This window comes from uncultured Bacteroides sp., from assembly GCF_910585845.1.
Taxonomy (GTDB): Bacteria; Bacteroidota; Bacteroidia; order Bacteroidales; family Bacteroidaceae; genus Bacteroides.
The window spans coordinates 47,131-70,740 of the sequence record NZ_CAJUHF010000010.1; the positions used below are offsets into that span (position 1 = coordinate 47,131).

Annotated in this window: 21 protein-coding genes; 15 read left to right on the forward strand and 6 right to left on the reverse strand. The window is 51.6% G+C overall.

Translation table 11 applies throughout. From position 1 onward, the window contains the following. Positions 1–78: 78 nt before the first annotated feature. Entirely contained in the window at positions 79–243 is a 165-nt protein-coding gene (locus tag QZ323_RS04725) for a hypothetical protein (protein ID WP_294633239.1), read from the reverse strand. 418 nt (positions 244–661) lie between these two features. On the opposite strand from QZ323_RS04725, the gene dxs reads away from it, so the two are divergent. From dxs to QZ323_RS04795, 14 genes are all read left to right on the forward strand, one after another. Then, positions 662–2,632: a 1-deoxy-D-xylulose-5-phosphate synthase gene (gene dxs / locus QZ323_RS04730; protein ID WP_294633240.1), complete on the forward strand. Its 1,971-nt coding sequence runs from the start codon at positions 662–664 to the stop codon at positions 2,630–2,632. A gap of 11 nt (positions 2,633–2,643) precedes the next feature. Next, a complete protein-coding gene (gene trkA / locus QZ323_RS04735) occupies positions 2,644–3,984 on the forward strand; it encodes a Trk system potassium transporter TrkA (protein ID WP_294633242.1) in 1,341 nt (446 codons plus the stop codon). Positions 3,985–4,039: 55 nt separating this feature from the next. Beyond that, positions 4,040–5,491, forward strand: coding sequence for a TrkH family potassium uptake protein (locus QZ323_RS04740; protein WP_294633278.1), 1,452 nt, complete (start codon positions 4,040–4,042; stop codon positions 5,489–5,491). A gap of 104 nt (positions 5,492–5,595) precedes the next feature. Further along, positions 5,596–5,979: a hypothetical protein gene (locus QZ323_RS04745; protein ID WP_294633244.1), complete on the forward strand. Its 384-nt coding sequence runs from the start codon at positions 5,596–5,598 to the stop codon at positions 5,977–5,979. A 128-nt stretch (positions 5,980–6,107) separates the two neighbouring features. After that, the gene (locus QZ323_RS04750) at positions 6,108–6,458 is read left to right on the forward strand and encodes an NADH-quinone oxidoreductase subunit A (protein ID WP_294633246.1); all 351 of its coding nucleotides are present in this window, start codon (positions 6,108–6,110) and stop codon (positions 6,456–6,458) included. Then, positions 6,449–7,042: an NADH-quinone oxidoreductase subunit B gene (locus QZ323_RS04755; RefSeq protein ID WP_294633248.1), complete on the forward strand. Its 594-nt coding sequence runs from the start codon at positions 6,449–6,451 to the stop codon at positions 7,040–7,042. The genes QZ323_RS04750 and QZ323_RS04755 overlap by 10 nt, the downstream gene beginning before the upstream one ends. Positions 7,043–7,066: 24 nt before the next feature. After that, complete coding sequence (locus tag QZ323_RS04760) at positions 7,067–8,656, forward strand: NADH-quinone oxidoreductase subunit D (RefSeq protein WP_294633249.1); 1,590 nt, start codon at positions 7,067–7,069, stop codon at positions 8,654–8,656. Positions 8,657–8,798: 142 nt separating this feature from the next. Further along, positions 8,799–9,875: an NADH-quinone oxidoreductase subunit NuoH gene (gene nuoH / locus QZ323_RS04765; RefSeq protein ID WP_294633251.1), complete on the forward strand. Its 1,077-nt coding sequence runs from the start codon at positions 8,799–8,801 to the stop codon at positions 9,873–9,875. 3 nt (positions 9,876–9,878) lie between these two features. After that, positions 9,879–10,379, forward strand: coding sequence for a 4Fe-4S binding protein (locus QZ323_RS04770; protein ID WP_294633252.1), 501 nt, complete (start codon positions 9,879–9,881; stop codon positions 10,377–10,379). A 32-nt stretch (positions 10,380–10,411) separates the two neighbouring features. After that, positions 10,412–10,927 (forward strand): NADH-quinone oxidoreductase subunit J, encoded by a 516-nt coding sequence (locus tag QZ323_RS04775; protein ID WP_294633254.1) that lies wholly within the window; start codon positions 10,412–10,414, stop codon positions 10,925–10,927. Between the two features lie 13 nt (positions 10,928–10,940). Continuing rightward, positions 10,941–11,249 (forward strand): NADH-quinone oxidoreductase subunit NuoK, encoded by a 309-nt coding sequence (nuoK, locus tag QZ323_RS04780; protein WP_294633255.1) that lies wholly within the window; start codon positions 10,941–10,943, stop codon positions 11,247–11,249. Between the two features lie 36 nt (positions 11,250–11,285). Beyond that, positions 11,286–13,175, forward strand: coding sequence for an NADH-quinone oxidoreductase subunit L (nuoL, locus tag QZ323_RS04785; RefSeq protein WP_294633257.1), 1,890 nt, complete (start codon positions 11,286–11,288; stop codon positions 13,173–13,175). 51 nt (positions 13,176–13,226) lie between these two features. Continuing rightward, positions 13,227–14,699 carry an NADH-quinone oxidoreductase subunit M gene (locus tag QZ323_RS04790; protein WP_294633259.1) on the forward strand — a complete coding sequence of 491 codons (1,473 nt, stop codon included), beginning with the start codon at positions 13,227–13,229 and terminating at the stop codon, positions 14,697–14,699. Between the two features lie 120 nt (positions 14,700–14,819). After that, entirely contained in the window at positions 14,820–16,259 is a 1,440-nt protein-coding gene (locus QZ323_RS04795) for an NADH-quinone oxidoreductase subunit N (protein WP_294633260.1), read from the forward strand. Between the two features lie 461 nt (positions 16,260–16,720). Here QZ323_RS04795 and QZ323_RS04800 read toward each other — a convergent pair whose 3' ends face one another. The 3 genes from QZ323_RS04800 to QZ323_RS04810 all read right to left on the reverse strand — a co-directional run bounded on the left by QZ323_RS04800 (position 16,721) and on the right by QZ323_RS04810 (position 19,958). Beyond that, entirely contained in the window at positions 16,721–17,995 is a 1,275-nt protein-coding gene (locus QZ323_RS04800; RefSeq protein WP_294633262.1) for a mechanosensitive ion channel domain-containing protein, read from the reverse strand. A gap of 99 nt (positions 17,996–18,094) precedes the next feature. Then, positions 18,095–19,096 (reverse strand): DUF4435 domain-containing protein, encoded by a 1,002-nt coding sequence (locus tag QZ323_RS04805; RefSeq protein ID WP_294633263.1) that lies wholly within the window; start codon positions 19,094–19,096, stop codon positions 18,095–18,097. A 7-nt stretch (positions 19,097–19,103) separates the two neighbouring features. Then, positions 19,104–19,958 (reverse strand): ATP-binding protein, encoded by an 855-nt coding sequence (locus QZ323_RS04810; RefSeq protein ID WP_294633264.1) that lies wholly within the window; start codon positions 19,956–19,958, stop codon positions 19,104–19,106. A gap of 205 nt (positions 19,959–20,163) precedes the next feature. Here QZ323_RS04810 and QZ323_RS04815 point away from each other — a divergent pair, with 205 nt between their 5' ends. Then, entirely contained in the window at positions 20,164–21,075 is a 912-nt protein-coding gene (locus QZ323_RS04815) for a DMT family transporter (RefSeq protein WP_294633265.1), read from the forward strand. Positions 21,076–21,161: 86 nt separating this feature from the next. Here QZ323_RS04815 and meaB read toward each other — a convergent pair whose 3' ends face one another. Beyond that, complete coding sequence (gene meaB, locus QZ323_RS04820; protein WP_294633280.1) at positions 21,162–22,277, reverse strand: methylmalonyl Co-A mutase-associated GTPase MeaB; 1,116 nt, start codon at positions 22,275–22,277, stop codon at positions 21,162–21,164. A gap of 89 nt (positions 22,278–22,366) precedes the next feature. Beyond that, positions 22,367–23,434, reverse strand: a complete 1,068-nt coding sequence (locus QZ323_RS04825; protein WP_294633266.1) for a DUF1573 domain-containing protein — start codon at positions 23,432–23,434, stop codon at positions 22,367–22,369. Between the last annotated feature and the right edge of the window lie 176 nt (positions 23,435–23,610).

Sequence of the window (23,610 nt, forward strand, 5' to 3'; positions counted from 1 at the left end):
GCTTTTAATAGGTTTTTAATAGAACGAGACCGGAAACCGATCTCATCACATGCGGCAAAAGTAATAAATCTATCCGGATTAAGCAATTCCCGAAAAGGAAGGGGCGGCGTGTGACGGACGAAAGAACAACAGGCGGCGGACGAAGGGGCGACAAGTAACGGACGAAGAAACGACGCGTGACGGACGAAGGAACGACAGGCGACAAACAAAGGCGCAACGGCTCTCCCCCAAAAAACGGTTCACGAAAATCAGTTAAATAAACTCAATGTTTCAACCGGTTTTTCATCGGTTTTTCGCCGTTTTTCGACCACTCTACCTTCGCTACTGCTCCGTTACTACTCCGTTTCAGGTCCGTTCCTTAGGAATTGGCGTTAAAATGGCGCCGCAATTTTAACACACCAGCGCGATAGTGTCAACGTACGTTAATCAGGTGTTTTCCGCCCCCGTTATGCTTGCATTGTTGGATTTGTGTATCCAATTGCCCCGGTGGCGCGCGGCACTCCGTCCGCACTCCTTTCCCCTATCACTCTGCACCTTTACCCCCCGCCTCGCGCCCCCCGTGACGCGTCACTCCGCACCTCTTCCTCATTTTTTCCCCGAAAAAGGAAATACCTTCCGTTTTCTTTTACTAAATTTGCAAATTGTAATCCTCAGAACAGAGATGAAGACAGAAACAATGACATACAACTTGCTAAATTCCATTTCTGAACCCGAAGACCTGCGCCGCCTCGATGTGCGGCAACTTCCGGAAGTCTGTAAAGAATTACGGCAGGACATCATAGAAGAAGTATCGTGCAACCCGGGACACTTCGCAGCCAGCCTGGGCACAGTGGAGCTGACCGTAGCCCTGCACTACGTCTTCAACACGCCCTATGACCGCATCGTCTGGGACGTCGGCCACCAAGCCTACGGACACAAGATACTGACCGGACGCCGCACCGCCTTCTCTACCAACCGGCGCTTCAAGGGCATACGCCCCTTCCCCTCGCCCGAAGAGAGCGAATACGACACCTTCGCCTGCGGACACGCCTCCAACTCCATCTCAGCCGCGCTGGGCATGGCCGTTGCCGCCGCCGAAAAGGGCGAAGAAGACCGCCACGTGGTAGCCGTCATCGGCGACGGCTCGATGAGCGGAGGACTCGCCTTCGAGGGACTCAACAACGTCTCCTCCACCCCGAACAACCTCCTCATCATCCTCAACGACAACGACATGGCCATCGACCGCAGCGTAGGAGGCATGAAGCAATACCTCTTCAACCTCACCACCTCCAACCGCTACAACCAGCTGCGCTTCAACATCTCGAAGATGCTCTTCCGACTCGGCATCCTCAACGAAGACCGCCGCAAGGCTCTGATACGCTTCAGCAACAGCCTCAAGTCCATCGCCGCCCAGCAGCAGAACATCTTCGAAGGCATGAACATCCGCTACTTCGGCCCCGTCAACGGGCACGACGTCGTCAACATAGCCCGCATCCTGCGCGATATCAAAGAGTTGAAAGGCCCCAAGATCCTTCACCTCCACACCGTCAAAGGAAAAGGATTCAAACCCGCCGAAGCAGCCCCCGAAATATGGCACGCCCCCGGCAAGTTCAACCCCGAGACCGGCGAACGCCTCACCGCCGACACGAGCCACCTGCCCCCCCTCTTCCAGGACGTCTTCGGCGAGACCCTCGTCGAACTCGCCCAAGCCAACCCGCGCATCGTCGGCGTCACCCCCGCCATGCCCACAGGCTGCTCCATGAACCTGCTCATGCAGGCCATGCCCCACCGCGCCTTCGACGTCGGCATCGCCGAAGGACACGCCGCCACCTTCTCCGGCGGCATGGCAAAGGAAGGCATGCAGCCGTTCTGCAACATCTACTCCTCGTTCATGCAACGCGCCTACGACAACGTCATTCACGACATCGCCCTCCTCCGCCTCCCCGTCGTGCTCTGCCTCGACCGCGCCGGACTGGTGGGCGAAGACGGACCCACGCACCACGGCGTCTTCGACCTGGCCTACTTCCGCCCCGTCCCCAACCTGACCATCTCCTCGCCCATGGACGAGCACGAACTGCGCCGCCTGATGTACACCGCGCAGCTCCCCGACCAAGGTCCCTTCGTCATCCGCTACCCCCGCGGCCGCGGAGTGCTCACCCGGTGGAGATGCCCGCTCGAAGCCGTGCCCGTGGGCAAAGGACGCAAACTGAAAGAGGGCAGAGACCTCGCCGTCATCACCCTCGGCCCGATAGGAAATACCGCCGCCAGAGCCATCGCCCAAGCTGAAAAACAGGGCACCCTCTCCGTGGCACACTACGACCTGCGCTTCCTCAAGCCGCTCGACACGGAGATGCTGCACGAAATCGGCCGCCGCTTCTCCCGCATCATCACCATCGAAGACGGCGTAAAGACGGGCGGCATGGGCACCGCCATCCTGGAGTTCATGTCCGAAAACGGCTACTCCCCCCGCCTCGAACGCATCGGCGTCCCCGACCGGTTCATCGAACACGGCACCGTGCAGCAGCTCTACCACCTCTGCGGCATGGACGAAGAGGGCATCGCCGCCACCATACTGAATAAAAAAGAAGGCATCGAAAACGACATGCCGAATAAAGAACAACCCCGAACCTCCGGCCAAACGGCTGATAAATAAACAATAAGGTCATGAAAATCATTATTGCAGGTGCCGGCGCAGTAGGCACACACTTGGCAAAACTGCTGTCCCGCGAGAAGCAGGACATCATCCTGATGGACGACAACGAAGAACGGCTCAGCCCGCTCAGCGCCAACTTCGACCTGATGACCGTCACCGCCTCCCCCACCTCCATCCAAGGACTGAAAGAGGTGGGAACCAAAGACGCCGATCTCTTCATCGCCGTCACCCCCGACGAGAGCCGGAACATGACCGCCTGCATGCTCGCCACCAATCTCGGCGCCCGAAAGACCGTAGCCCGCATCGACAACTACGAATATCTCCTGCCCAAGCACAAAGAGTTCTTCCAGAAACTGGGCGTCGACTCGCTCATCTACCCCGAAATGCTTGCCGCCAAAGAGATCGTATCCTCCATACGCATGAGCTGGGTGCGCCAATGGTGGGAATTCTGCGGCGGCTCACTGATACTGATAGGTACCAAGATGCGCGAGAAAGCCGAAATCCTGAATATCCCCCTCTTCCAGCTCACGGGAACGGACAAGCCCTACCACGTCGTAGCCATCAAGCGGGGCAATGAGACACTCATCCCACGCGGAGACGACGTCATCCAGCTGCACGACATCGTCTACTTCACCACCACCCGCAAGTATGTCCCCTACATACGCAAGATAGCCGGCAAGGAAGACTACGCCGACGTGCGCAACGTCATGATCATGGGCGGCAGCCGCATCGCCGTGCGCACCGCCCAGTACGTCCCCGACTACATGCAGGTGAAAATCATCGACAACAACCTGAACCGTTGCAACCGACTGACCGAACTGCTGGACGACAAAGTAATGATCATCAACGGCGACGGCCGCGACATGGACCTCCTCATCGAAGAGGGACTGGAGAACACGGAAGCTTTCGTCGCCCTGACCGATAACTCGGAAACCAATATCCTCTCCTGCCTCGCCGCCAAACGGATGGGTGTCAGCAAAACCGTGGCAGAAGTGGAAAACATCGACTACATCGGCATGGCCGAAAGCCTCGACATCGGCACGGTCATCAACAAGAAGATGATCACCGCCAGCCACATCTACCAGATGATGCTCGACGCCGATGTCAGCAACGTGAAGTGCCTGACCTTTGCCAATGCCGACGTCGCCGAGTTCACCGTGAAGGAAGGTTCGAAAATCACCAAGCATCCGGTGAAAGACCTGGGACTGCCCAAAGGGACAACCATCGGCGGACTGATCCGACACGGCGAAGGTGTGGTGGTGACCGGAAACACCCAGATACTGCCGGGAGATCATGTCGTAGTATTCTGCCTCAGCATGATGATCAAGAAGATAGAGAAATATTTTAATTGAAAGAATCTTCTAAGTTGAGAAAAATAAGTTGAAAGAAATATTCTAATTGATAGAAATGATAAACTTCAAGACAGTCATACGGATTATCGGCATCCTCCTCCTGCTGGAAACCATCATGCTGCTGGTTTGCGCGGGAGTCTCACTCTACTATCAGGACGAGGACCTGATAGATTTCTGCATATCGGCAGGCATCACGGCAGGCACCGGAATCCTGATGGCACTTTGGGGCAAGAACGGCAAACGACAACTGACACGCCGGGACGGCTACGTGCTCGTCAGCTTCACCTGGATAGCCTTCTCCATACTCGGCACGTTTCCATTCTACATCAGTGGATACATCCCCAGCATCACCAACGCCTTCTTCGAGACCATGTCCGGCTTCAGCAGCACCGGTGCCACCATATTGGACGACATCGAAGCACTGCCCCACGGACTGCTCTTCTGGCGCAGCATGATGCAATGGATAGGTGGATTGGGCATCATCATGTTCACCATCGCCGTTCTCCCGATATTCGGTGTCAACGGCTTGCAGGTCTTCGCCGCCGAAGCCAGCGGGCCGACGCACGACAAGATACACCCGCGCATAGGCGTCACCGCCAAGTGGATATGGAGCATCTATGCCGGCATCACCGGCATCCTGGTCGTCCTGCTGATGCTGGGCGGCATGGACTGGTTCGACAGTGTCTGCCACGCCTTTACGGCCATCAGCACCGGAGGCTTCTCGACCAAGCAAGCCAGCATAGCCTACTATAACTCCCCATACATCGAATACGTCCTGTCCGTCTTCATGTTCATTTCAGGCATCAACTTCATGCTGCTCCTGCTCTTCTTCAACCGGAAGTTCAAGAAAGCCATCCACGATGCTGAGTTGAAGTGGTATTTCTGGTCGGTAGCGCTCTTCACGGCTGCCATCGCCGTTATCCTCTACTACACCCAGCCGATGGGTGTGGAAGAGGCTTTCCGCCAATCCCTCTTCCAAGTCATCTCGCTGCACACGTCCACCGGATTCGCCACCAACGACTACATGCTATGGCCCGCCGTGACGTGGGTCTTGCTGACCATCATCATGCTGATGGGAGCCTGTGCGGGCAGTACGTCGGGCGGTCTGAAGTGCATCCGCATGGTCATCCTCGCCAAGATAGCCCGCAACGAGTTCAAGCATATCCTCCATCCGAATGCCATCCTGCCGGTGCGTCTCAACAAGCAGGTGGTTCCGCCCTCCGTACAATCCACGGTGTTGGCATTCTGCTTTATCTATGCCGCCATCAGCATCGTCAGTGTGCTCATCATGATGAGCCTCGGCATCGACTTTCTGGAATCTGTAGGATGCGTAGTCTCCAGCATCAGCAACATGGGTCCCGGATTGGGTGATACAGGACCGGCGTTCTCCTGGAACGCGCTACCCGATCTTGCCAAGTGGCTGATGTCCTTCCTCATGCTCCTGGGACGACTCGAACTGTTTACCGTCCTGCTACTTTTCACTCCTGAATTTTGGACTAAGAGCTGATAGATGGTCAAAAAGTGCTAAAAAATAAGTATTTTGCCATCTCCATATAACAAAACAGCCAATATTTGTTATACATTTGCAGTCCAAAAGAAAAAAGTAGTTATATGAAACAGTGCATCAAATACCTCATGACCATTCTGTTCAGCATATTGCTGTATGATGGTATGGTACAGGTAGCAAGCATGTCATGTACTCTCAGACGTAATGAAAGCGAACGTTGCACCTTGTCTCAAGCTCCGGCCTTGCAGCTATCCCATACTCATATCCGTAATATCTATCACTATTTTCTTTCTACACCTTTATATATAGATAAAGTAGATACCATGCAAGTACGAGACAACAAGAGCATATACTTGCTGTTAAGCTACTTACGAACAGGAAAAGCCACCCACTCCTCGGGAGATGTCTCCCTCTCTCCGCCGGCTTACCGTTCTGCCTCGGACCCGCTCAGCTATTACGTCTTCGGGCTGAGGAAGATAATCATTTAACCAACTGTTTGGGCATTCCAACCGCCCTAACCTGCCGGAAACGATTCAGTGGGATTGTTCTCATCGGCAAACCATTTCAATCTAAAATATATACATCAGACATATACATCTAAAAGACTGTTAGATTTATGAACTTTACTTTGTTAGTAGTCGTCTTACTGACGGCAATTGCTTTTGTGGGTATCGTGATCGCGCTGTCCAAGGCGATATCACCCCGTTCATTCAACCCACAGAAAATGGAAGCATACGAATGCGGTATTCCCACACGCGGCAGGTCGTGGATGCAGTTCAGGGTAGGTTACTACCTGTTTGCCATCCTGTTCCTGATGTTCGATGTGGAGACGGTATTCCTGTTTCCGTGGGCAGTCATCACCCGCGACCTGGGGCTGACCGGACTGTTCAGTATCCTGTTTTTCTTACTCATCCTCGTATTGGGACTTGCCTACGCTTGGCGGAAAGGAGCATTGGAATGGAAATAAACAAGAAACCCAAAATAAAATCTATCCCGTATGAAGAATTTACGGATAACGAGACTTTGGAGAAACTCGTCCGCGAACTTAATGCCGGAGGTGCAAACGTCGCCCTCGGCGTACTGGACGATTTCATCAACTGGGGACGCAGCAATTCGCTGTGGCCACTTACGTTTGCAACAAGCTGTTGCGGCATCGAGTTCATGGCTCTGGGCGCCGCACGCTACGACATGGCACGCTTCGGATTTGAAGTAGCCCGTGCCAGTCCGCGACAAGCAGACATGATTATGGTGTGCGGAACCATCACCAACAAGATGGCGCCCGTACTGAAACGACTGTACGACCAGATGCCCGACCCGAAGTATGTAGTAGCCGTAGGCGGATGCGCCGTCAGTGGTGGACCGTTCAAGAAGTCTTACCATGTCGTAAACGGAGTCGACAAGATCCTGCCGGTAGATGTCTATATTCCGGGATGCCCTCCCCGTCCGGAAGCCTTTTACTACGGCATGATGCAACTGCAGCGCAAAGTGAAAATAGAGAAGTTCTTCGGCGGAGTGAACCGGAAAGAGTCCAAACCGGAAAACGAAGAGTGACAATAAACGAAACATCATCAAGATATGGATAATATACGATTTATAGAACCGGCAGCCCTGCACGACGAGATGCTCCGCCTGTATCGCGACGAACAGATGGACTTCCTGAAATGCCTGACCGGCATGGACTGGGGAGAAGCAGACGAGAATGACCCGACCCGCCCTTACGGCTTGGGCGTAGTCTATCATCTGGAATCTACCGCCACAGGCAAGTGTACAGCTGTACGCACCTCTACCCCCGACCGCAATACCCCCGAACTGCCCACTGTCAGCGACATCTGGAAAGCAGCCGACTTTCTGGAACGCGAAGTGTACGACTTCTATGGCATTGTTTTCATCGGTCATCCCGACATGCGCCGCCTCTACCTGCGCAACGACTGGGTGGGCCATCCGATGCGTAAGGACAATGATCCCGAAAAGGACAACCCGTTGCGCATGGATAACGAAGAGACCATAGATACCACCACCGAGCTTGAGTTGAATCCGGACGGCACGGTGAAGAACAAGGAACTCGTGCTCTTCGGCGATGAAGAATACGTGGTAAACATCGGTCCCCAACATCCCGCCACGCACGGTGTGATGCGTTTCCGCGTATCCCTGGAGGGAGAAAACATCAAGAAGATAGACGCCAACTGCGGATATATCCACCGGGGCATCGAGAAAATGTGCGAAAGCCTCACCTACCCGCAGACACTGGCACTGACCGACCGCCTCGACTATCTGGGCGCACACCAGAACCGTCACGCCCTGTGCTCATGCATCGAACAGGCAATGGGTATCGAAGTAAGCGACCGCGTGAAGTATATCCGTACCATCATGGACGAATTGCAACGCATCGACTCGCATTTGTTATTCTTCTCTTGTCTGGCCATGGACTTAGGCGCCCTGACCGCTTTCTTCTACGGTTTCCGCGACCGCGAGAAGATACTCGACATCTTCGAGGAGACATGCGGCGGCCGTCTGATCATGAATTACAATACCATCGGCGGAGTACAGGCAGACCTCCATCCCAACTTCCAGAAACGGGTGAAAGAGTTTATCGCGTACCTGCGTGGAATCATCCACGAGTACCATCAGGTATTCACCGGCAACATCATCGCCCAACAACGAATGAAGGGCGTAGGCGTGTTGAGCCGCGAAGATGCCATCGCCTTCGGAGCCACGGGCGGCACAGGACGTGCCAGCGGTTGGGCTTGCGACGTGCGTAAACGTCATCCGTACGGTGTGTACGACAAAGTGGACTTCAAGGAAATCATCTATACCGAAGGTGACTCATGGGCACGCTACATGGTCCGCATGGATGAAATCATGGAAAGCATGAACATCATCGAACAGCTCATCGACAACATTCCCGAAGGTCCCTATCAGGAGAAGATGAAACCGATAATCCGCGTGCCGGAAGGGCAATACTATACCTCGGTAGAGGGAAGCCGCGGCGAGTTCGGCGTCTTTCTGGAAAGCCACGGCGACAAGACCCCTTACCGCCTGCATTTCCGTTCTACGGGATTGCCGCTGGTAAGCACCGTAGACACCATCTGCCGCGGAGCAAAGATTGCCGACCTGATAGCCATAGGTGGAACACTGGACTATGTAGTTCCGGATATTGACAGATAAACAGATCAAGGTGAAAGTAATGGGTATGGAGGAGTTAAAGGATTAAAGGAGTTGAAGATTAAAGAAGTTGAGGAGTTTACTACTTAACTGCCACATGCTTATTACTTGAGAAACTTAATTATTAATTATTAAATTAAATAACGTGTTTGACTTTAGTATAGTAACCAACTGGATTCACCAGACGCTGACATCTTACATGTCCGAAGGTCTGGCTATATTCCTGGAATGTATAGCGATAGGCGTATGCATCATTCTGATGTATGCCTTGCTCGCCATCATTCTTATTTATATGGAGCGCAAGATCTGCGCTTTTTTCCAATGCCGCCTCGGTCCGAACCGTGTGGGCAAATGGGGAAGCATCCAGGTCATCTGCGACGTGCTGAAGATGCTGACCAAAGAAATCTTCACTCCGAATGCCGCCGACCGCTTTCTTTATAACCTGGCACCGTTCATGGTGATCATAGCCTCGTTCCTGACGTTCACCTGCCTGCCCATCAACAAAGGTATGGAGGTGTTGAACTTCAACGTAGGTATATTCTTCCTCCTATCCGCATCGAGCATGGGTGTGATAGGCATCCTGCTGGCAGGCTGGGGCTCCAACAACAAATTCTCACTAATCGGCGCCATGCGTAGCGGGGCACAGATCATCTCGTATGAATTGTCCGTAGGACTGAGCATCCTGACTATGGTAGTGCTGATGGGTACCATGCAGTTCTCCGAAATCGTGGAAGGACAGGCGGACGGCTGGTTCATCTTCAAAGGACACCTCCCTGCCCTGATAGCCTTCATCGTCTACCTGATAGCCGGAAACGCCGAATGTAACCGCGGACCGTTCGACCTTCCGGAAGCTGAAAGCGAATTGACGGCAGGATATCACACCGAATATAGCGGTATGCACTTCGGCTTCTTTTACCTCGCCGAATACCTGAACCTGTTCATTGTGGCCAGTGTTGCCGTCACAATCTTCTTAGGCGGTTGGATGCCGTTCCACGTCGTAGGCATGGACGGTTTCAACGCAGTGATGGATTGCATTCCAGGATTTGTATGGTTCTTCGGCAAGGCATTCTTCGTGGTGTTCCTGCTGATGTGGATCAAGTGGACCTTCCCCCGCTTGCGTATCGACCAGATCCTGGCACTCGAATGGAAATATCTGGTACCTATCTCAATGGTGAACCTCATCATCATGGTACTGATTGTCGTATTTGAACTACACTTTTAAATTATGGAAACATACAGCTATTTAGGTGGAATCGTGCATGGCATCCGCTCCCTGCTGACAGGTATGAAAACAACCATGACCGTCTTCTGCCGCCGGAAAGTGACAGAACAATATCCCGAAAACCGCACCACCCTACAGATGTTCGACCGGTTCCGAGGTACGCTGACCATGCCTCATAACGAACAGAACGAGCACCATTGCGTGGCGTGCGGACTATGCCAGATGGCCTGTCCTAACGGTACCATCAAGGTGACGAGTGAAACAGTAGAGACCGAAGACGGAAAGAAAAAGAAGATACTGGCAAAATATGAATACGACCTCGGCTCGTGCATGTTCTGCCAGCTTTGCGTCACAGCCTGCCCGCACGACGCAATCACGTTCGATACTGCTTTCGAGCATGCCGTGTTCGACCGCACGAAACTGGTGAAAACACTCAATCGTCCGGGTAGCCACGTCATAGAGAAAAAGAAAACAGCTGTTCCGCAAGGTGAAACAGCCAAGTAATCCGAAACTAAAGTAATTTGTAATTCAAGAATATGGAAATAACCCTTGAAACCGTAGTATTCTACTTTCTTGCCGTGTTCATCACCGTGTGCTCCATTCTTACTGTGACCACACGCCGCATGGTACGCTCGGCAACGTATCTGCTGTTCACGCTTTTCGGTACGGCAGGCATCTACTTCCTGCTGGGATATACCTTTCTGGGATCGGTACAGATCATGGTATATGCCGGCGGTATTGTCGTACTCTACGTCTTCTCCATCCTGCTGACTAGTGGCGAAGGAGACCGAACCATCAACAAAATGAAACGCAGCCGGTTACTCGCCGGACTGGGAGCCACCGGGGCGGGAGCACTTATCGTGGTGTTTATCACGCTGAAGCATAAATTTATCACCACCACCGACCTCGCTCCTTTGGAAATCAATATCAAAACCATCGGAAACGCCATGTTGAGCAGCGACAAATATGGCTACCTGCTTCCTTTCGAGGCAGTCAGCATCCTGCTGTTGGCATGCATCGTAGGCGGACTGATGATTGCACGTAAACGATAAAAAGGAATTGATTATGATACACATGGAATATTATCTGATAGTCTCCGCTATCATGTTTTTCGCCGGTATTTACGGATTCTTTACCCGCCACAACACACTGGCCATACTGATCAGCGTCGAGCTGATACTCAACGCCACGGACATCAACTTCGCAGTGTTCAACCGTTTCCTGTTCCCGGACGGGCTGGAAGGCTATTTCTTCGCCCTGTTCTCCATTGCCATCTCGGCAGCCGAAACGGCAGTGGCGATAGCGATTATGATTAACATCTACCGTAACATACGAAGCATCCAGGTGGGTAAACTGAATGACATGAAATGGTAGTATCAAGATTACAATAACTGATAAATAAAGTTATATATGGAATATACAATTTTCATCCTGCTCCTTCCGTTCCTCTCCTTCCTCACGCTGGGAATAGCCGGCAAATGGATGACGCATCGGAAGGCAGGCTTCATCGGCAGCACGGTATTGGCGGTAGTGACCCTATTGAGCTATATCACTGCCTGGCAATATTTCTCCGCCCCGCGCCTTGAAGATGGCACTTTCGCCACCCTTATGCCTTACAACATGACCTGGCTGCCTTTCACGGAGACACTGAGCATAGACTTGGGCATCCTGCTCGATCCCATATCCGTCATGATGCTCATCGTCATCTCTACCGTGTCGCTGATGGTACACATCTACTCTTTCGGCTACATGAAAGGGGAACGCGGTTTCCAACGGTACTACGCCTTCCTCAGCCTGTTCACCATGTCCATGCTCGGACTGGTGGTGGCAACCAATATTTTCCAGATGTACCTGTTTTGGGAGTTAGTGGGCGTCTCTTCTTATCTGCTCATCGGATTCTACTATACGAAACCGGCTGCCATCGCGGCAAGCAAGAAGGCTTTCATTGTCACCCGCTTTGCCGATTTGGGATTTCTGATCGGTATTCTTATCTACGGGTATTACGCAGGCACGTACACTTTCCAACCCGATGAGATGTCCTTGCTGACAGGAGGCGCTGCAATGCTTCCTCTTGCCCTTGGACTGATGTTCGTCGGCGGTGCCGGAAAGAGTGCGATGTTCCCGTTGCACATCTGGTTACCGGACGCGATGGAAGGTCCTACACCGGTCAGCGCACTGATTCACGCGGCTACGATGGTCGTGGCGGGTGTCTATCTGGTAGCGCGAATGTTTCCGTTGTTCATCGGTTATGCACCGGACGTGTTGCATATAGTGGCCTACGTAGGCGCATTCACGGCATTCTATGCCGCTTCCGTGGCTTGCGTACAGAGTGACATCAAACGTGTACTTGCCTTCTCTACCATCTCGCAAATAGGTTTCATGATGGTTGCTTTGGGCGTCTGCACTTCTGCTGACCCGCATCATGGCGGTTTGGGGTATATGGCGGGGATGTTCCACCTCTTTACACACGCCATGTTCAAGGCATTGCTCTTCCTTGGCGCGGGCAGTATCATCCATGCGGTCCATAGCAATGAGATGTCTGCTATGGGAGGTTTGCGCAAGTATATGCCCGTGACACATGTCACGTTCCTTATTGCCTGCCTTGCCATTGCCGGTATTCCTCCCTTCTCCGGTTTCTTCTCTAAAGACGAGATACTGGCGGCATGCTTCCAGTTCAGCCCTGTCATGGGTTGGGTGATGACAGCCATTGCGGCCATGACGGCGTTCTATATGTTCCGCCTCTATTACGGTATCTTCTGGGGGAAGGAGAACAAGGAACTTCATACCGAGCACACTCCTCATGAGAGTCCGTTGGCAATGACCTTCCCGCTGATGTTCCTCGCTGCCGTAACGGTCGTGGCAGGTTTCATTCCTTTCGGCAAGTTCATTTCTGCCGATGGCACAGCCTATACGATTCATCTCGACTGGGCAGTGGCAGGTAGCAGCATTGCTATTGCGGTTGCCTCCATCGCGATTGCTACAATCCTGTATGCACGCTCCCAGCAACCCGTTGCCGATGCACTTGCCCGCCGCTTCCACGGTTTGTGGACGGCAGCCTATCATCGTTTCTACATGGATGAAGTCTATCAGTTCGTTACCCACAAAATCATCTTCGGTTGCATCTCCCGTCCTATCGCCTGGTTCGACCGTCATGTAGTGGACGGCTTCTTCGACTTCCTTGCCTGGAGTGCCAATGCCACCAGCGACGAGATACGTGGGCTGCAAAGCGGACAGATTCAGCAATACACCTACGTATTCCTGTTGGGTACGCTGGCGCTAATCCTGCTGTTGCTGTTATAATAGAGAAATGTCAATCGTAATTCGTAAACAGTAAAAAACACAATAGTAAAGATGAACATATTAAGTATTTTTGTTCTCATCCCTCTGCTGATGCTTCTCGGCCTCTGGCTGAGCCGCAATGTTCGGCAGATACGTACGGTAATGGTGACCGGTGCATCAGCATTGCTACTGTCTGCTATATGCCTGACCATTGCCTACCTGCATGCCCGCGCCGCCGGAGAGACTGGCACCATGCTTTTCTGCGCGGATATGCCTTGGTATCCGGCACTCAACATACACTATTCGGTCGGTGTGGATGGAATCTCAATAGCCATACTGTTGCTTTCCGCCATCATCGTCTTTACCGGCACATTCGCCTCCTGGCGTTTGCAGCCGCTGACCAAGGAGTATTTCCTTTGGTTCACCCTGCTCTCGCTCGGCGTATTCGGTTTCTTTATCTCCACTGACTTGTTCACAATGTTCATGTTCTATGAGGTGGCGCTCATCCCGATGTACCTGCTGATCGGCGTATGGGGCAGCGGACGCAAAGAGTACTCCGCCATGAAACTGACCCTGATGCTGATGGGTGGTTCCGCCTTCCTGTTGATTGGTATCCTCGGCATCTACTATGGTGCCGGCGCTACGAGCATGAATATACTGGATATCGCCGCACTGCACAACATCCCCATCGAGCAACAACGCATCTGGTTTCCGTTGACGTTCCTCGGATTCGGAGTGTTGGGCGCCCTGTTCCCGTTCCATACATGGAGTCCCGACGGACATGCTTCCGCACCTACCGCTGTCAGTATGCTGCACGCCGGTGTATTGATGAAGTTAGGAGGTTACGGCTGTTTCCGCATCGCCATGTACCTGATGCCGGAAGCTGCCCAGGAGTTAGGGTGGATATTCCTGATACTGACAGGCATCTCCGTGGTCTACGGTGCCTTCTCGGCTTGCGTGCAGACAGACTTGAAGTACATCAACGCCTACTCCTCCGTATCCCACTGCGGACTTGTGCTCTTCGCTCTCCTGATGATGAATCAGACAGCCTGCACGGGTGCCGTCCTGCAGATGCTCAGCCACGGATTGATGACTGCCTTGTTCTTTGCCCTGATCGGTATGATATACGGACGTACACACACGAGGGACATACGCGAGCTTTCCGGACTGATGAAAATCATGCCTTTCCTTGCCGTGTGCTACGTCATTGCCGGACTTGCCAACCTCGGACTTCCGGGGCTGAGCGGTTTCGTGGCTGAGATGACCATCTTCAATGGTGCCTTCCAGCATACCGATGTTTTCCATCGCACGTGGACCATCATTGCCTGTACCAGCATCGTGACTACTGCCGTTTATATCCTCCGGCTTGTCGGTAAGATACTCTACGGCACCTGTACCAATAAGCACCACCTGACCCTGACCGACGCTACGTGGGACGAACGTACTGCCGTCATCATCCTCATCGTCTGTGTGGCATGCCTGGGTATGGCTCCGCTGTGGATAAGTACGATGATCGGAGAGAGTGTGGTGAAGTTTATAATTTAGGATTTATGATTTATGGGATGTACAATGCAATACATAAATCATAGCCATAAGCAAACGCACCATTCAGAATGCATCATTCATAATTCATAATTCATAATTCAAAATTCAAAATTTAAAAACATGGATTATTCCCAATTTCTCATTCTTAAAGAAGAGCTTTCGCTGATAGCAGTCATCGTCATCCTCTTCGTTGCCGACCTCTTCATGAGTCCTGACGCGCACAAGAAGGATGGTAACGCACGGCTCAACACTGTACTTCCCGTCGTGTTGCTTGCCATACACACGTTGGTTACGATCATCCCCGGTCCGGTTATCGATGCTTTCGGCGGCATGTATCACAATGCACCGATACAAAGCATCGTGAAGTCCATCCTCAGTATAGGTACACTGATTGTCTTCCTGATGGCACATGAGTGGATGAAGCTGCCGGATACCATCATCAAGCAAGGTGAGTTCTATCTGTTGACACTCTGTACGCTGCTGGGTATGTATTTCATGATTTCCGCCGGACATTTCCTGCTGTTCTTCGTCGGACTGGAGACTGCAAGTGTTCCGATGGCAGCCTTGGTGGCCTTCGACAAATATCGCCATCACTCGGCCGAAGCCGGTGCCAAATACATTCTTACGGCATTGTTCTCCAGTGGTCTGCTGCTGTACGGTATTTCCTTGATTTACGGTACGACGGGTACCCTCTACTTCGAAGACATTCCTGCCGGACTGAGCGGTAGTCCGTTGCAAATCATGGCATTCGTATTCTTCTTCTCCGGCATGGGGTTCAAGTTGTCTCTTGTTCCTTTCCACCTTTGGACGGCAGACGTTTACGAAGGTGCCCCAAGTACGGTGACGGCTTATCTGAGTGTCATATCCAAAGGTGCGGCTGCCTTCACCCTGCTGACTATCCTGATTAAGGTGTTCGCTCCCATGACGGACCAGTGGCAGGAAGTGCTCTATTGGGTCATTATCGCTTCCATCACCTTGGCAAATCTCTTCGCCCTGCGTCAGGAGAACCTGAAACGTCTGATGGCGTTCTCCAGTATCTCGCAAGCAGGTTACATCATGCTGGGTGTCATCAGTGGCAGTGCTCAGGGTATGGCCTCGTTGGTATACTACGTACTTATCTACATGTTTGCCAACCTCTCCGTATTCACCGTGATCACGATTGTCGCTCTGCGTGCACATCGCTTCACGCTCGAGGATTATAACGGGTTGTACGGAACCAATCCCAAACTGGCGTTCCTCATGACGCTTGCCCTGTTCTCGCTGGCAGGTATTCCGCCGTTTGCTGGTTTCTTCTCGAAGTTCTTTATTTTCGCAGCGGCTTTCAACGGTGGTTTCCATCTGCTGGTATTCATTGCGCTGATCAATACGGTGCTTTCGCTCTACTACTACCTGAAGATCGTAAAAGCGATGTATATCAACCGGAACGATGAACCTATCGCCACGTTCCGCAGTGATAATTACACGCGTGCCAGCCTCATCATCTGTACAATTGGCATCATCGTGCTGAGCTTCGCAAGTGTGATTTATCAGAATATAGACAAGTTTTCTTTCGGACTGTAAACAGTCCGAGAGAAAACTAAAAACTTAAAGGGTCTACACTCTTCACATCTTTCACCCGCTCATTTAAATACATACTGCACAAACATTTACGGTGAAGGATTCAATACACCGCACGATACTATAATTCATATAGACCTTTTATAGATTCTTCCCCTTGTTTTTATTTATTCGAACTCCCGTTTTTATTCATTCGAACCCCTACTTTTATTCGTTCAACCCCCTGCTTTTATTCGTTCTTCACGGTTGTGGTTCACGTATTCCACGGTTGTGGTTCACGTGTTTCATGCTTGTGGAACACGTGCTCCACCAATGTGGAGAAGCTGTTCCACGACCGTGGATAACGAATCAAACCCGTATGTTAACTTTATCAACACACGCAGTTATCACAATAAAAACATGGCATAAATGTTTCTGTTGAGTGGATTCAGAACATTATAAGCAGGGATACTCCATCAGTGAGTTCAGGAAGGCACATCCACTCCTTCCGGAGACGCATTCCTGAAATCACCACCGGAAGGCAATTGGAACACACGTAAGTCGAACTCGGAGATGATGGCCAGCAGATGGTCGAACACATCGGACTGAAGGTTCTCATAGGGAATCCAAACGGTAGTGGCGGAAAAGAAATAAAGTTCCAAGGGAATGCCGCGGTCGGTAGGCTGGAGCTGGCGTACCATGCAGGTCATGTCATGGTTCACTCCGGGGTGCTGCCTGAGATAGTTGTTCAGATAGGCACGGAAGACACCAAGGTTCGTCTGGTGGGAACCGTTTACAAGGATGGAGTTGTCAATGTCATGCTCACGGTTATACTCCTTTATCGCCTCTTCCGTCCGGTCGATGTAATCGGTCAGGAGCTGGATACGGCGGTACTTTTCCAGCATTTCAGGCGTACAGAACTTCACGCTGTTCATGTCAATGTTGATGGAGCGCTTGATGCGGCGTCCACCACTCTCCTTCATACCGCGCCAATTCTGGAAGGAGTCACTTACGAGCAGATAAGGAGGAATGGTGGTAATGGTCTTGTCGAAGTTGCGGACTTTCACGGTGTTCAGCGAAACCTCTATCACATCGCCATCGGCGCCGTACTTGGGCATAGTGATCCAGTCGCCCACCTTCAGCATGTCGTTAGCGGAGAGCTGCACGCCGGAGACGAAGCCCATGATACTGTCCTTGAACACCAGCATCAGTACTGCCGCCGAAGCACCCAGACCAGTGAGCAACACACTGGGCGAACGGTCTATCAGAATGCTGACCACGACGATGCCGCCAATGAAATAAAGAGTGACCTGTGCTGTCTGCAAAAGTCCTTTCAACGGACGGTCGCGAAACTGTTCTTTCTCACTATAGACCGTATAGACAGCTTTCAGCAAGGCATTGATGAAGCTGAGGAACATGACGATAATGAAGATATAACAAAAACGCTGAATCAACGCAAGCGTTACCGAACCTGCATCAGTAAACGCCAACGGAATCAGGAAGTAGACGAAAATAGGTGCTACCATACGACTGAGGTGTACCATCACTTTACGGTCGAAAACGATATCATCCCACGTTGCTTTAGTCTGCTTGACCAAGCGAGCCACGGCATTCAACAGAATTTTCCGGCAAATGGCATCCGCCAGATAAGCGATGAGGAATACCCCCAGAAAAACAATAAACTGGTCCAGCTGGTCGGCTACCGAATGGCTGAAACCTAACGATTGAAGTGTTTCATTGACTTGTTGTACGATGTTCATAATATTGTATATCTGCTCTTTGTTTGTTACTTTTAAGTTTTTAGGGTGTTGGGGTGTTAAGACTAGACTAGACTAGACTACACTACACTACACTCCGCTTCATCCCCCTTGTTCCAGAAAGTCCTTTATATCCTCCTTCAACCACTGATAGAGATAAAGATCCTTGTATCCACTATTCTTCTTCAGCATAACACCGACGTTGACCTGGCTATTTTCATAACTGGTCAGTTCGTTACGGAACTGTTCATCGTGGGTGGCAAGGCGTTTGATTTCCTGTTCGCGTTCGCGCCGCAACACCGTACAGACGGGAACGAGAAGCTTCATCACGACGTTGTCCATCAGATGATGCCCCTGAATGTAGAGATAAGCGGTATCAGGAGTAAGCCCCAAGCGGTCGAGTTCTGTCGCCAGACGCTCTACAGGCTCTATATGGTGCGGAAAACGTTGTCGCAATTCAGAAAGTTTGCGGGTAACGTTGCGATGGACGGTCTCCAAGGCTTGTTCAGGACGACGGACATTGACTTCGTATAAGCGGGTACACGTACTGAACTCATGCATTGGGAACGTGTTATTGTCATGCCGACGATAAAAGAATATGTTCCATAGAAAAAGGGGATAGACCGCCTGCGAATAGTGTTTCAGAAAAGCAGGAAAGTCTATCAGCACACGGTCGTTCAGCGTTGCCTGCACACAAACTTCATGCAGGCTTTCGGCATAGCAATGGAAGTTTTCGATGGCGTAGGCGTAAGTCTGGAAGATGTAAGGGCTGCTGTTGATCTTGTGTGATACATTCGTCTTGCCTTGCAGCAGGAAGTCGTAGTCGCTGTCCACGCAGGCTATCAGGCTTTTGCCTAACTCGGCGGTGTTCAGGGTATTCATCAACACCATTTTCTTCCCCTTGGCAAGAGAAGTGGACGAAGGAAGCATCACCTGAAAATAGTATTCGTCTGTCTCGAACTCGGAGAGCAGGGTGCGCCAGAAGGCTACGTCGTCGTAACTCTCCACATAGGCAACTATGCGACGGCGGCTCTTCTTAGGATAGAGCCGGTCGGCAGCCGTGAAGTAAGCGGAAGTGAGGTTATGTTTAAGGGAAGTAGCCACTGTTTTTCTAATTTTCCATTTTCCATTTTCCATTTTCCATTCTCAAACTCTCCGATATATCGCTTACCTCAGTCACCGCATCCAGCCAGCCTTCCATGATGACGGCAGGGGAATGGGTGGTAAGTATCAGCTGGACATTCGGGTTAAGCTCGCGTATCATGCCGATAAGCTTCTGCTGCCATTCGATGTGCAGGGAGGCTTCGGGCTCGTCCATGAAGAGGACGCAGTGGACACCGTCGCGCACGAGGACGGTCAGCAGGATGATAAGCATTTGCTTCTCGCCGGAGGAGAGTTTGTAGGGCAGAAGGCGGTCGCCGTCTTGCAGGAAGATGATTTCGTTGCTGCGGCGGTCGATGGTCTTACGGGTGTAGCCGAAGAGCTGGTCCATCATGTCCTGAAACTTACGCTTCGGGGCGGAGAGGTCAGCGGCTTGCGCACGCTGTCGTTCGTCGCCGGAAAGAAGTTCGATCATGCGGTTGCCGATGTTGACCTGATAGTCGAGGTAACGACGTTGCAAGAGGTAGAGTTGCCAGTCGAGTTCGGACTTTACGTTAGCGTCTGCCATGCGGGCGGTGAAGTCGCCCATGATGAGAGGGCGGTCATAACTACGGATGACATCGTAAGGGATGAAGGTGGCAGCAGGGTCGTCGAAGGTGATACGTACGCCTTCACGCTCGCCATTCTTTATCTGACCGGAGAGCTGTTCAAGATAGTGAACCGAACGGTTGAGGATAGTGCTCTTCCCAATGCCGTTGATGCCGGAGAGGATGTTGACGTCGGGACGGAGATTCCAAGTGATGTCATAACGGTCCCACAGTCCGCGAATCTCGATTTGCTGGATATAATTGGCTTGCTGTTCCATAGTCTTCTTTTTTAATTTGGAACAAATATAAGGGTTTATCTCTGATTTCCGTATGACAGGAAAGGGAAAAAATGAAGATGGGGTGTAGAGGTGTAGACTTTAAACCTCTCCCCTTGTTCCCCCTCTCTTACGGAAAGAAGCGGACAAGCTCTTCCCTATTTCAAAAAATAATTGTTCCTTTGCACCCTCAAAACATAGATATAGTATGAACAAGAACCTAAAAGGGCACCTCTTTGCCCTGACCGCCAATATTTTATGGGGGCTGATGGCTCCCATCGGTAAATCCACACTCATGGAGTTTTCCGCCCTGTCAGTGACCACATTCCGTATGGTAGGAGCGGCGGCCTGCTTCTGGCTGCTGTCCGCCTTCTGCAAGCGTGAGCAGGTGGATCATCGGGATATGCTGAAGATATTCTTCGCCTCACTCTTCGCACTGGTGTTCAACCAAGGTGTCTACATCTTCGGGCTTTCCATGACTTCGCCCATCGACGCCTCCATCGTGACCACCACGCTCCCCATCGTCACCATGATCATAGCCGCCATCTACCTGAAAGAACCTATCACCAACCTGAAAGTACTGGGTATCTTCGTAGGTGCCATAGGTGCATTGATACTTATCATGAGCAGCCACACCGCCGGTGGCGGCAACGGCAGCATCATCGGCGACCTGCTCTGTCTGGTGGCACAGATCAGCTTCTCCATCTATCTGACCGTGTTCAAAGGATTGTCGCAAAAGTACTCTCCCATCACGCTGAACAAATGGATGTTCGTCTACGCATCCATGTGCTACATCCCGCTCTCCTATCACGACGTGGCAAGCATCCAGTGGACGGAGATTTCCGCGGCAGCCTTCTTCCAGATCGGCTATGTGGTGGTGGGTGGCAGTTTCCTCGCCTATATCTTCATCATGAATGCCCAGCGACTGCTGCGCCCCACTGTGGTAAGTATGTATAATTATATGCAACCCATCGTAGCATCTGTCGCTGCCATTATCATGGGATTGGGCGTATTCGGATGGGAAAAGGGAGTGGCCGTAGCTCTGGTATTCCTTGGTGTATATATCGTGACGAAAAGTAAATCAAAAGCCGACTTCGAGCGGGCCGGTAAGGAAATATAAGATTTCGGACAAAAAGACAAAAAGATATATTCTTCTCCTTCATAATTTGGCAGATTCATACTCCTTTTGTCTTTTTGTCTTTCTGTCTAAAAACCTTCTGTCTGTCCCCCTTTCAGACCTTCGAAATAGGTATCGAGCAGTGTCTTTGCCGCAACAAAAGAGGTGAGTTTACCTTGCAAGACTTGTTGTTCCTTATCCGCCAGCATCGCTTCGATGGCGGGATTGTGATAGAAGCTGTCGCGCAAGCGTTCGTTGATGCTCTCATACATCCAGTACTTGCTCTGCTCGTTGCGGCGATGTTCAAAGTAACCGTTCTCTTTCACAAAAGCGATGTAGTCATAAATCATGGTCCATATTTCCTCTACCCCCAGGTTGTAGAAACCGGAATAGGTCAGTACTTGCGGCGTCCATCCGGATTCAGGGGCAGGAAACAGATGCAATGCATTGCGGAACTGCGTAGCCGCCAACTTCGCACGGTCCAAGTTATCGCCGTCCGCCTTGTTGATGACAATTCCGTCCGCCATTTCCATGATACCGCGTTTGATGCCCTGCAACTCGTCGCCCGTACCTGCCAGTTGGATCAGCAGAAAGAAATCGACCATCGAATGAACAGCCGTCTCGCTCTGCCCCACGCCTACCGTCTCCACAAATATCTTGTCGAACCCTGCGGCCTCACACAAGATGATCGTTTCCCGCGTCTTGCGTGCCACTCCTCCCAACGAGCCTGCCGAAGGACTGGGGCGGATAAAAGATTTAGGATGAACCGACAGTTTCTCCATGCGCGTCTTATCGCCCAAGATGCTGCCCTTGCTGCGCTCACTGCTGGGGTCGATGGCAAGCACCGCCAGTTTGCCCGCATACTTCTCCAGCACATGCAGACCAAAAACATCGATCGAAGTACTCTTGCCTGCACCCGGCACCCCACTGATGCCCACGCGGACCGAATTGCCTGAATAGGGTAAACATTTCTCGATGACCTCCTGTGCCACAATCTGATGCTCCGGTTTCACACTCTCCACCAGAGTAACTGCCTGGCTCAGCACCGTCACATTCCCCTTTACGATGCCTTCTACAAAATCCGCCACAGAAAGCAGTTGTTTCTTCGGTTTCGGGCGGCGGTAGGGATTGACGGAGGAAGGTTGCTCAACGCCTGCATTGACAACCAATCCTTTGTAAGCTTCATTGTTTTCGGGATGTTCCATCATACAATTAAGTTATTTAATTTTCGCAAGCTCAACTTGAGTAGGAAACAAGATACGAAAGTTGAACTTGCGAAACTTGAGTTAAGTTATCACTTCGCTTTTATGTTAATCTCCACTTTCGGCTGTACCGGATCATTCGTGATCATCAGGATGCGCAAGTGGCGTTTCTTCCTGACAATGTTTCTCTTGTCTATGGTTACACGCAAACGTGTGGATTCACCCGGTTGCAATACGCTCTTCTTCAACCCTACGCTCAAAGCCGGATTAAACACCTGCAACTTGATGATCTGCAACGGAGACTGCCCGGTATTGCTGACCACGATATCCTGTTTCACCTTATTTTTCTTTGCAAGCTGTGCACTCAGATCTATGTCCGTATCCGAAAGGTGGATAACGGGAGCAGCAGCCATATCCGCAGCAGAAAGATTAGAGAAGTCGGGCAAAAGGACGGCAGACAACGGGATTTCGTTTTCATCGCTGACCTTGTCTCCCGTAAAGCGGGAAAGATAGACAGAGGCCTGATTCAATCCCAAGTCAGCCAGCTTGTCTGTGTTCAGTGTCAGCGTAATCCGTCCGCTCTCCCCCGGTTGGAGTACACTCGGCTCCACTTCCATATCCAAATAAGAGGGCAGGTGCATCAGTACCGGCTCATAAGGGCGGTCCGACAGGTTCGCCACGCCGATACGCATCACCGGACGTTCTCCCCGGTAGATATAGGGGAAGTCGATTTCATTCTTGTCAATACGTATCTGCCCTATCAGGTAGGGATAGGCATTCGTAAAGTCCTTGATCTCACGCACCACTTCGCCCGTAAAGTACAGGTAGACCAAATTGGGCGCCGCATTCGTGTAGACGCCCACTGACTTCTCGAAGTGTCCCAAGGCTTTCGCATCAAACTCCACGGTGACGGTTCCCTTCTCGCCGGGAGCGATGGGCGTCTGTGTCCACTGTGCCACCGAGCAGGCGCACGATGGGTCCACGTCGGTCAACACCAAAGGCTGGTCGCCCGTGTTGGTGATGACATACTCCACGCTGACGGGATGTTTCCACTCTATTTGTCCGAAGTTATGCGTTTCTTTATTGGACGAGAAACGCGGCTGTGCCACGGCTGTCAATGCTGCGGCAAGCGCATATATACCTATCAAGATTCGTTTCATCTGGTTTTTCTTTTTAGGGACAGTGCGTCATAACCGCTTTTTACCACAGATTACTCAGATTATCACCGGACATTCAACTTAACTATGAAATATTTAAAGAAAAAATCTCTGTGTTAATCCACGTAATCTGTAGTGAGAGCTTTGGCGTACCTCCTCGATTCTTCATGTTATCACTC

Excerpts from the sequence above, each read along its gene's own strand:
- dxs (WP_294633240.1), top strand. The coding sequence starts at position 662 with ATGAAGACAGAAACAATGACATACAACTTGCTAAATTCCATTTCTGAA.
- trkA (WP_294633242.1), top strand. The coding sequence starts at position 2,644 with ATGAAAATCATTATTGCAGGTGCCGGCGCAGTAGGCACACACTTGGCA.
- QZ323_RS04740 (WP_294633278.1), top strand. The coding sequence starts at position 4,040 with ATGATAAACTTCAAGACAGTCATACGGATTATCGGCATCCTCCTCCTG.
- QZ323_RS04745 (WP_294633244.1), top strand. The coding sequence starts at position 5,596 with ATGAAACAGTGCATCAAATACCTCATGACCATTCTGTTCAGCATATTG.
- QZ323_RS04750 (WP_294633246.1), top strand. The coding sequence starts at position 6,108 with ATGAACTTTACTTTGTTAGTAGTCGTCTTACTGACGGCAATTGCTTTT.
- QZ323_RS04755 (WP_294633248.1), top strand. The coding sequence starts at position 6,449 with ATGGAAATAAACAAGAAACCCAAAATAAAATCTATCCCGTATGAAGAA.
- QZ323_RS04760 (WP_294633249.1), top strand. The coding sequence starts at position 7,067 with ATGGATAATATACGATTTATAGAACCGGCAGCCCTGCACGACGAGATG.
- QZ323_RS04770 (WP_294633252.1), top strand. The coding sequence starts at position 9,879 with ATGGAAACATACAGCTATTTAGGTGGAATCGTGCATGGCATCCGCTCC.
- QZ323_RS04775 (WP_294633254.1), top strand. The coding sequence starts at position 10,412 with ATGGAAATAACCCTTGAAACCGTAGTATTCTACTTTCTTGCCGTGTTC.
- nuoK (WP_294633255.1), top strand. The coding sequence starts at position 10,941 with ATGATACACATGGAATATTATCTGATAGTCTCCGCTATCATGTTTTTC.
- nuoL (WP_294633257.1), top strand. The coding sequence starts at position 11,286 with ATGGAATATACAATTTTCATCCTGCTCCTTCCGTTCCTCTCCTTCCTC.
- QZ323_RS04790 (WP_294633259.1), top strand. The coding sequence starts at position 13,227 with ATGAACATATTAAGTATTTTTGTTCTCATCCCTCTGCTGATGCTTCTC.
- QZ323_RS04795 (WP_294633260.1), top strand. The coding sequence starts at position 14,820 with ATGGATTATTCCCAATTTCTCATTCTTAAAGAAGAGCTTTCGCTGATA.
- QZ323_RS04800 (WP_294633262.1), bottom strand. The coding sequence starts at position 17,995 with ATGAACATCGTACAACAAGTCAATGAAACACTTCAATCGTTAGGTTTC.
- QZ323_RS04810 (WP_294633264.1), bottom strand. The coding sequence starts at position 19,958 with ATGGAACAGCAAGCCAATTATATCCAGCAAATCGAGATTCGCGGACTG.
- QZ323_RS04815 (WP_294633265.1), top strand. The coding sequence starts at position 20,164 with ATGAACAAGAACCTAAAAGGGCACCTCTTTGCCCTGACCGCCAATATT.
- meaB (WP_294633280.1), bottom strand. The coding sequence starts at position 22,277 with ATGGAACATCCCGAAAACAATGAAGCTTACAAAGGATTGGTTGTCAAT.
- QZ323_RS04825 (WP_294633266.1), bottom strand. The coding sequence starts at position 23,434 with ATGAAACGAATCTTGATAGGTATATATGCGCTTGCCGCAGCATTGACA.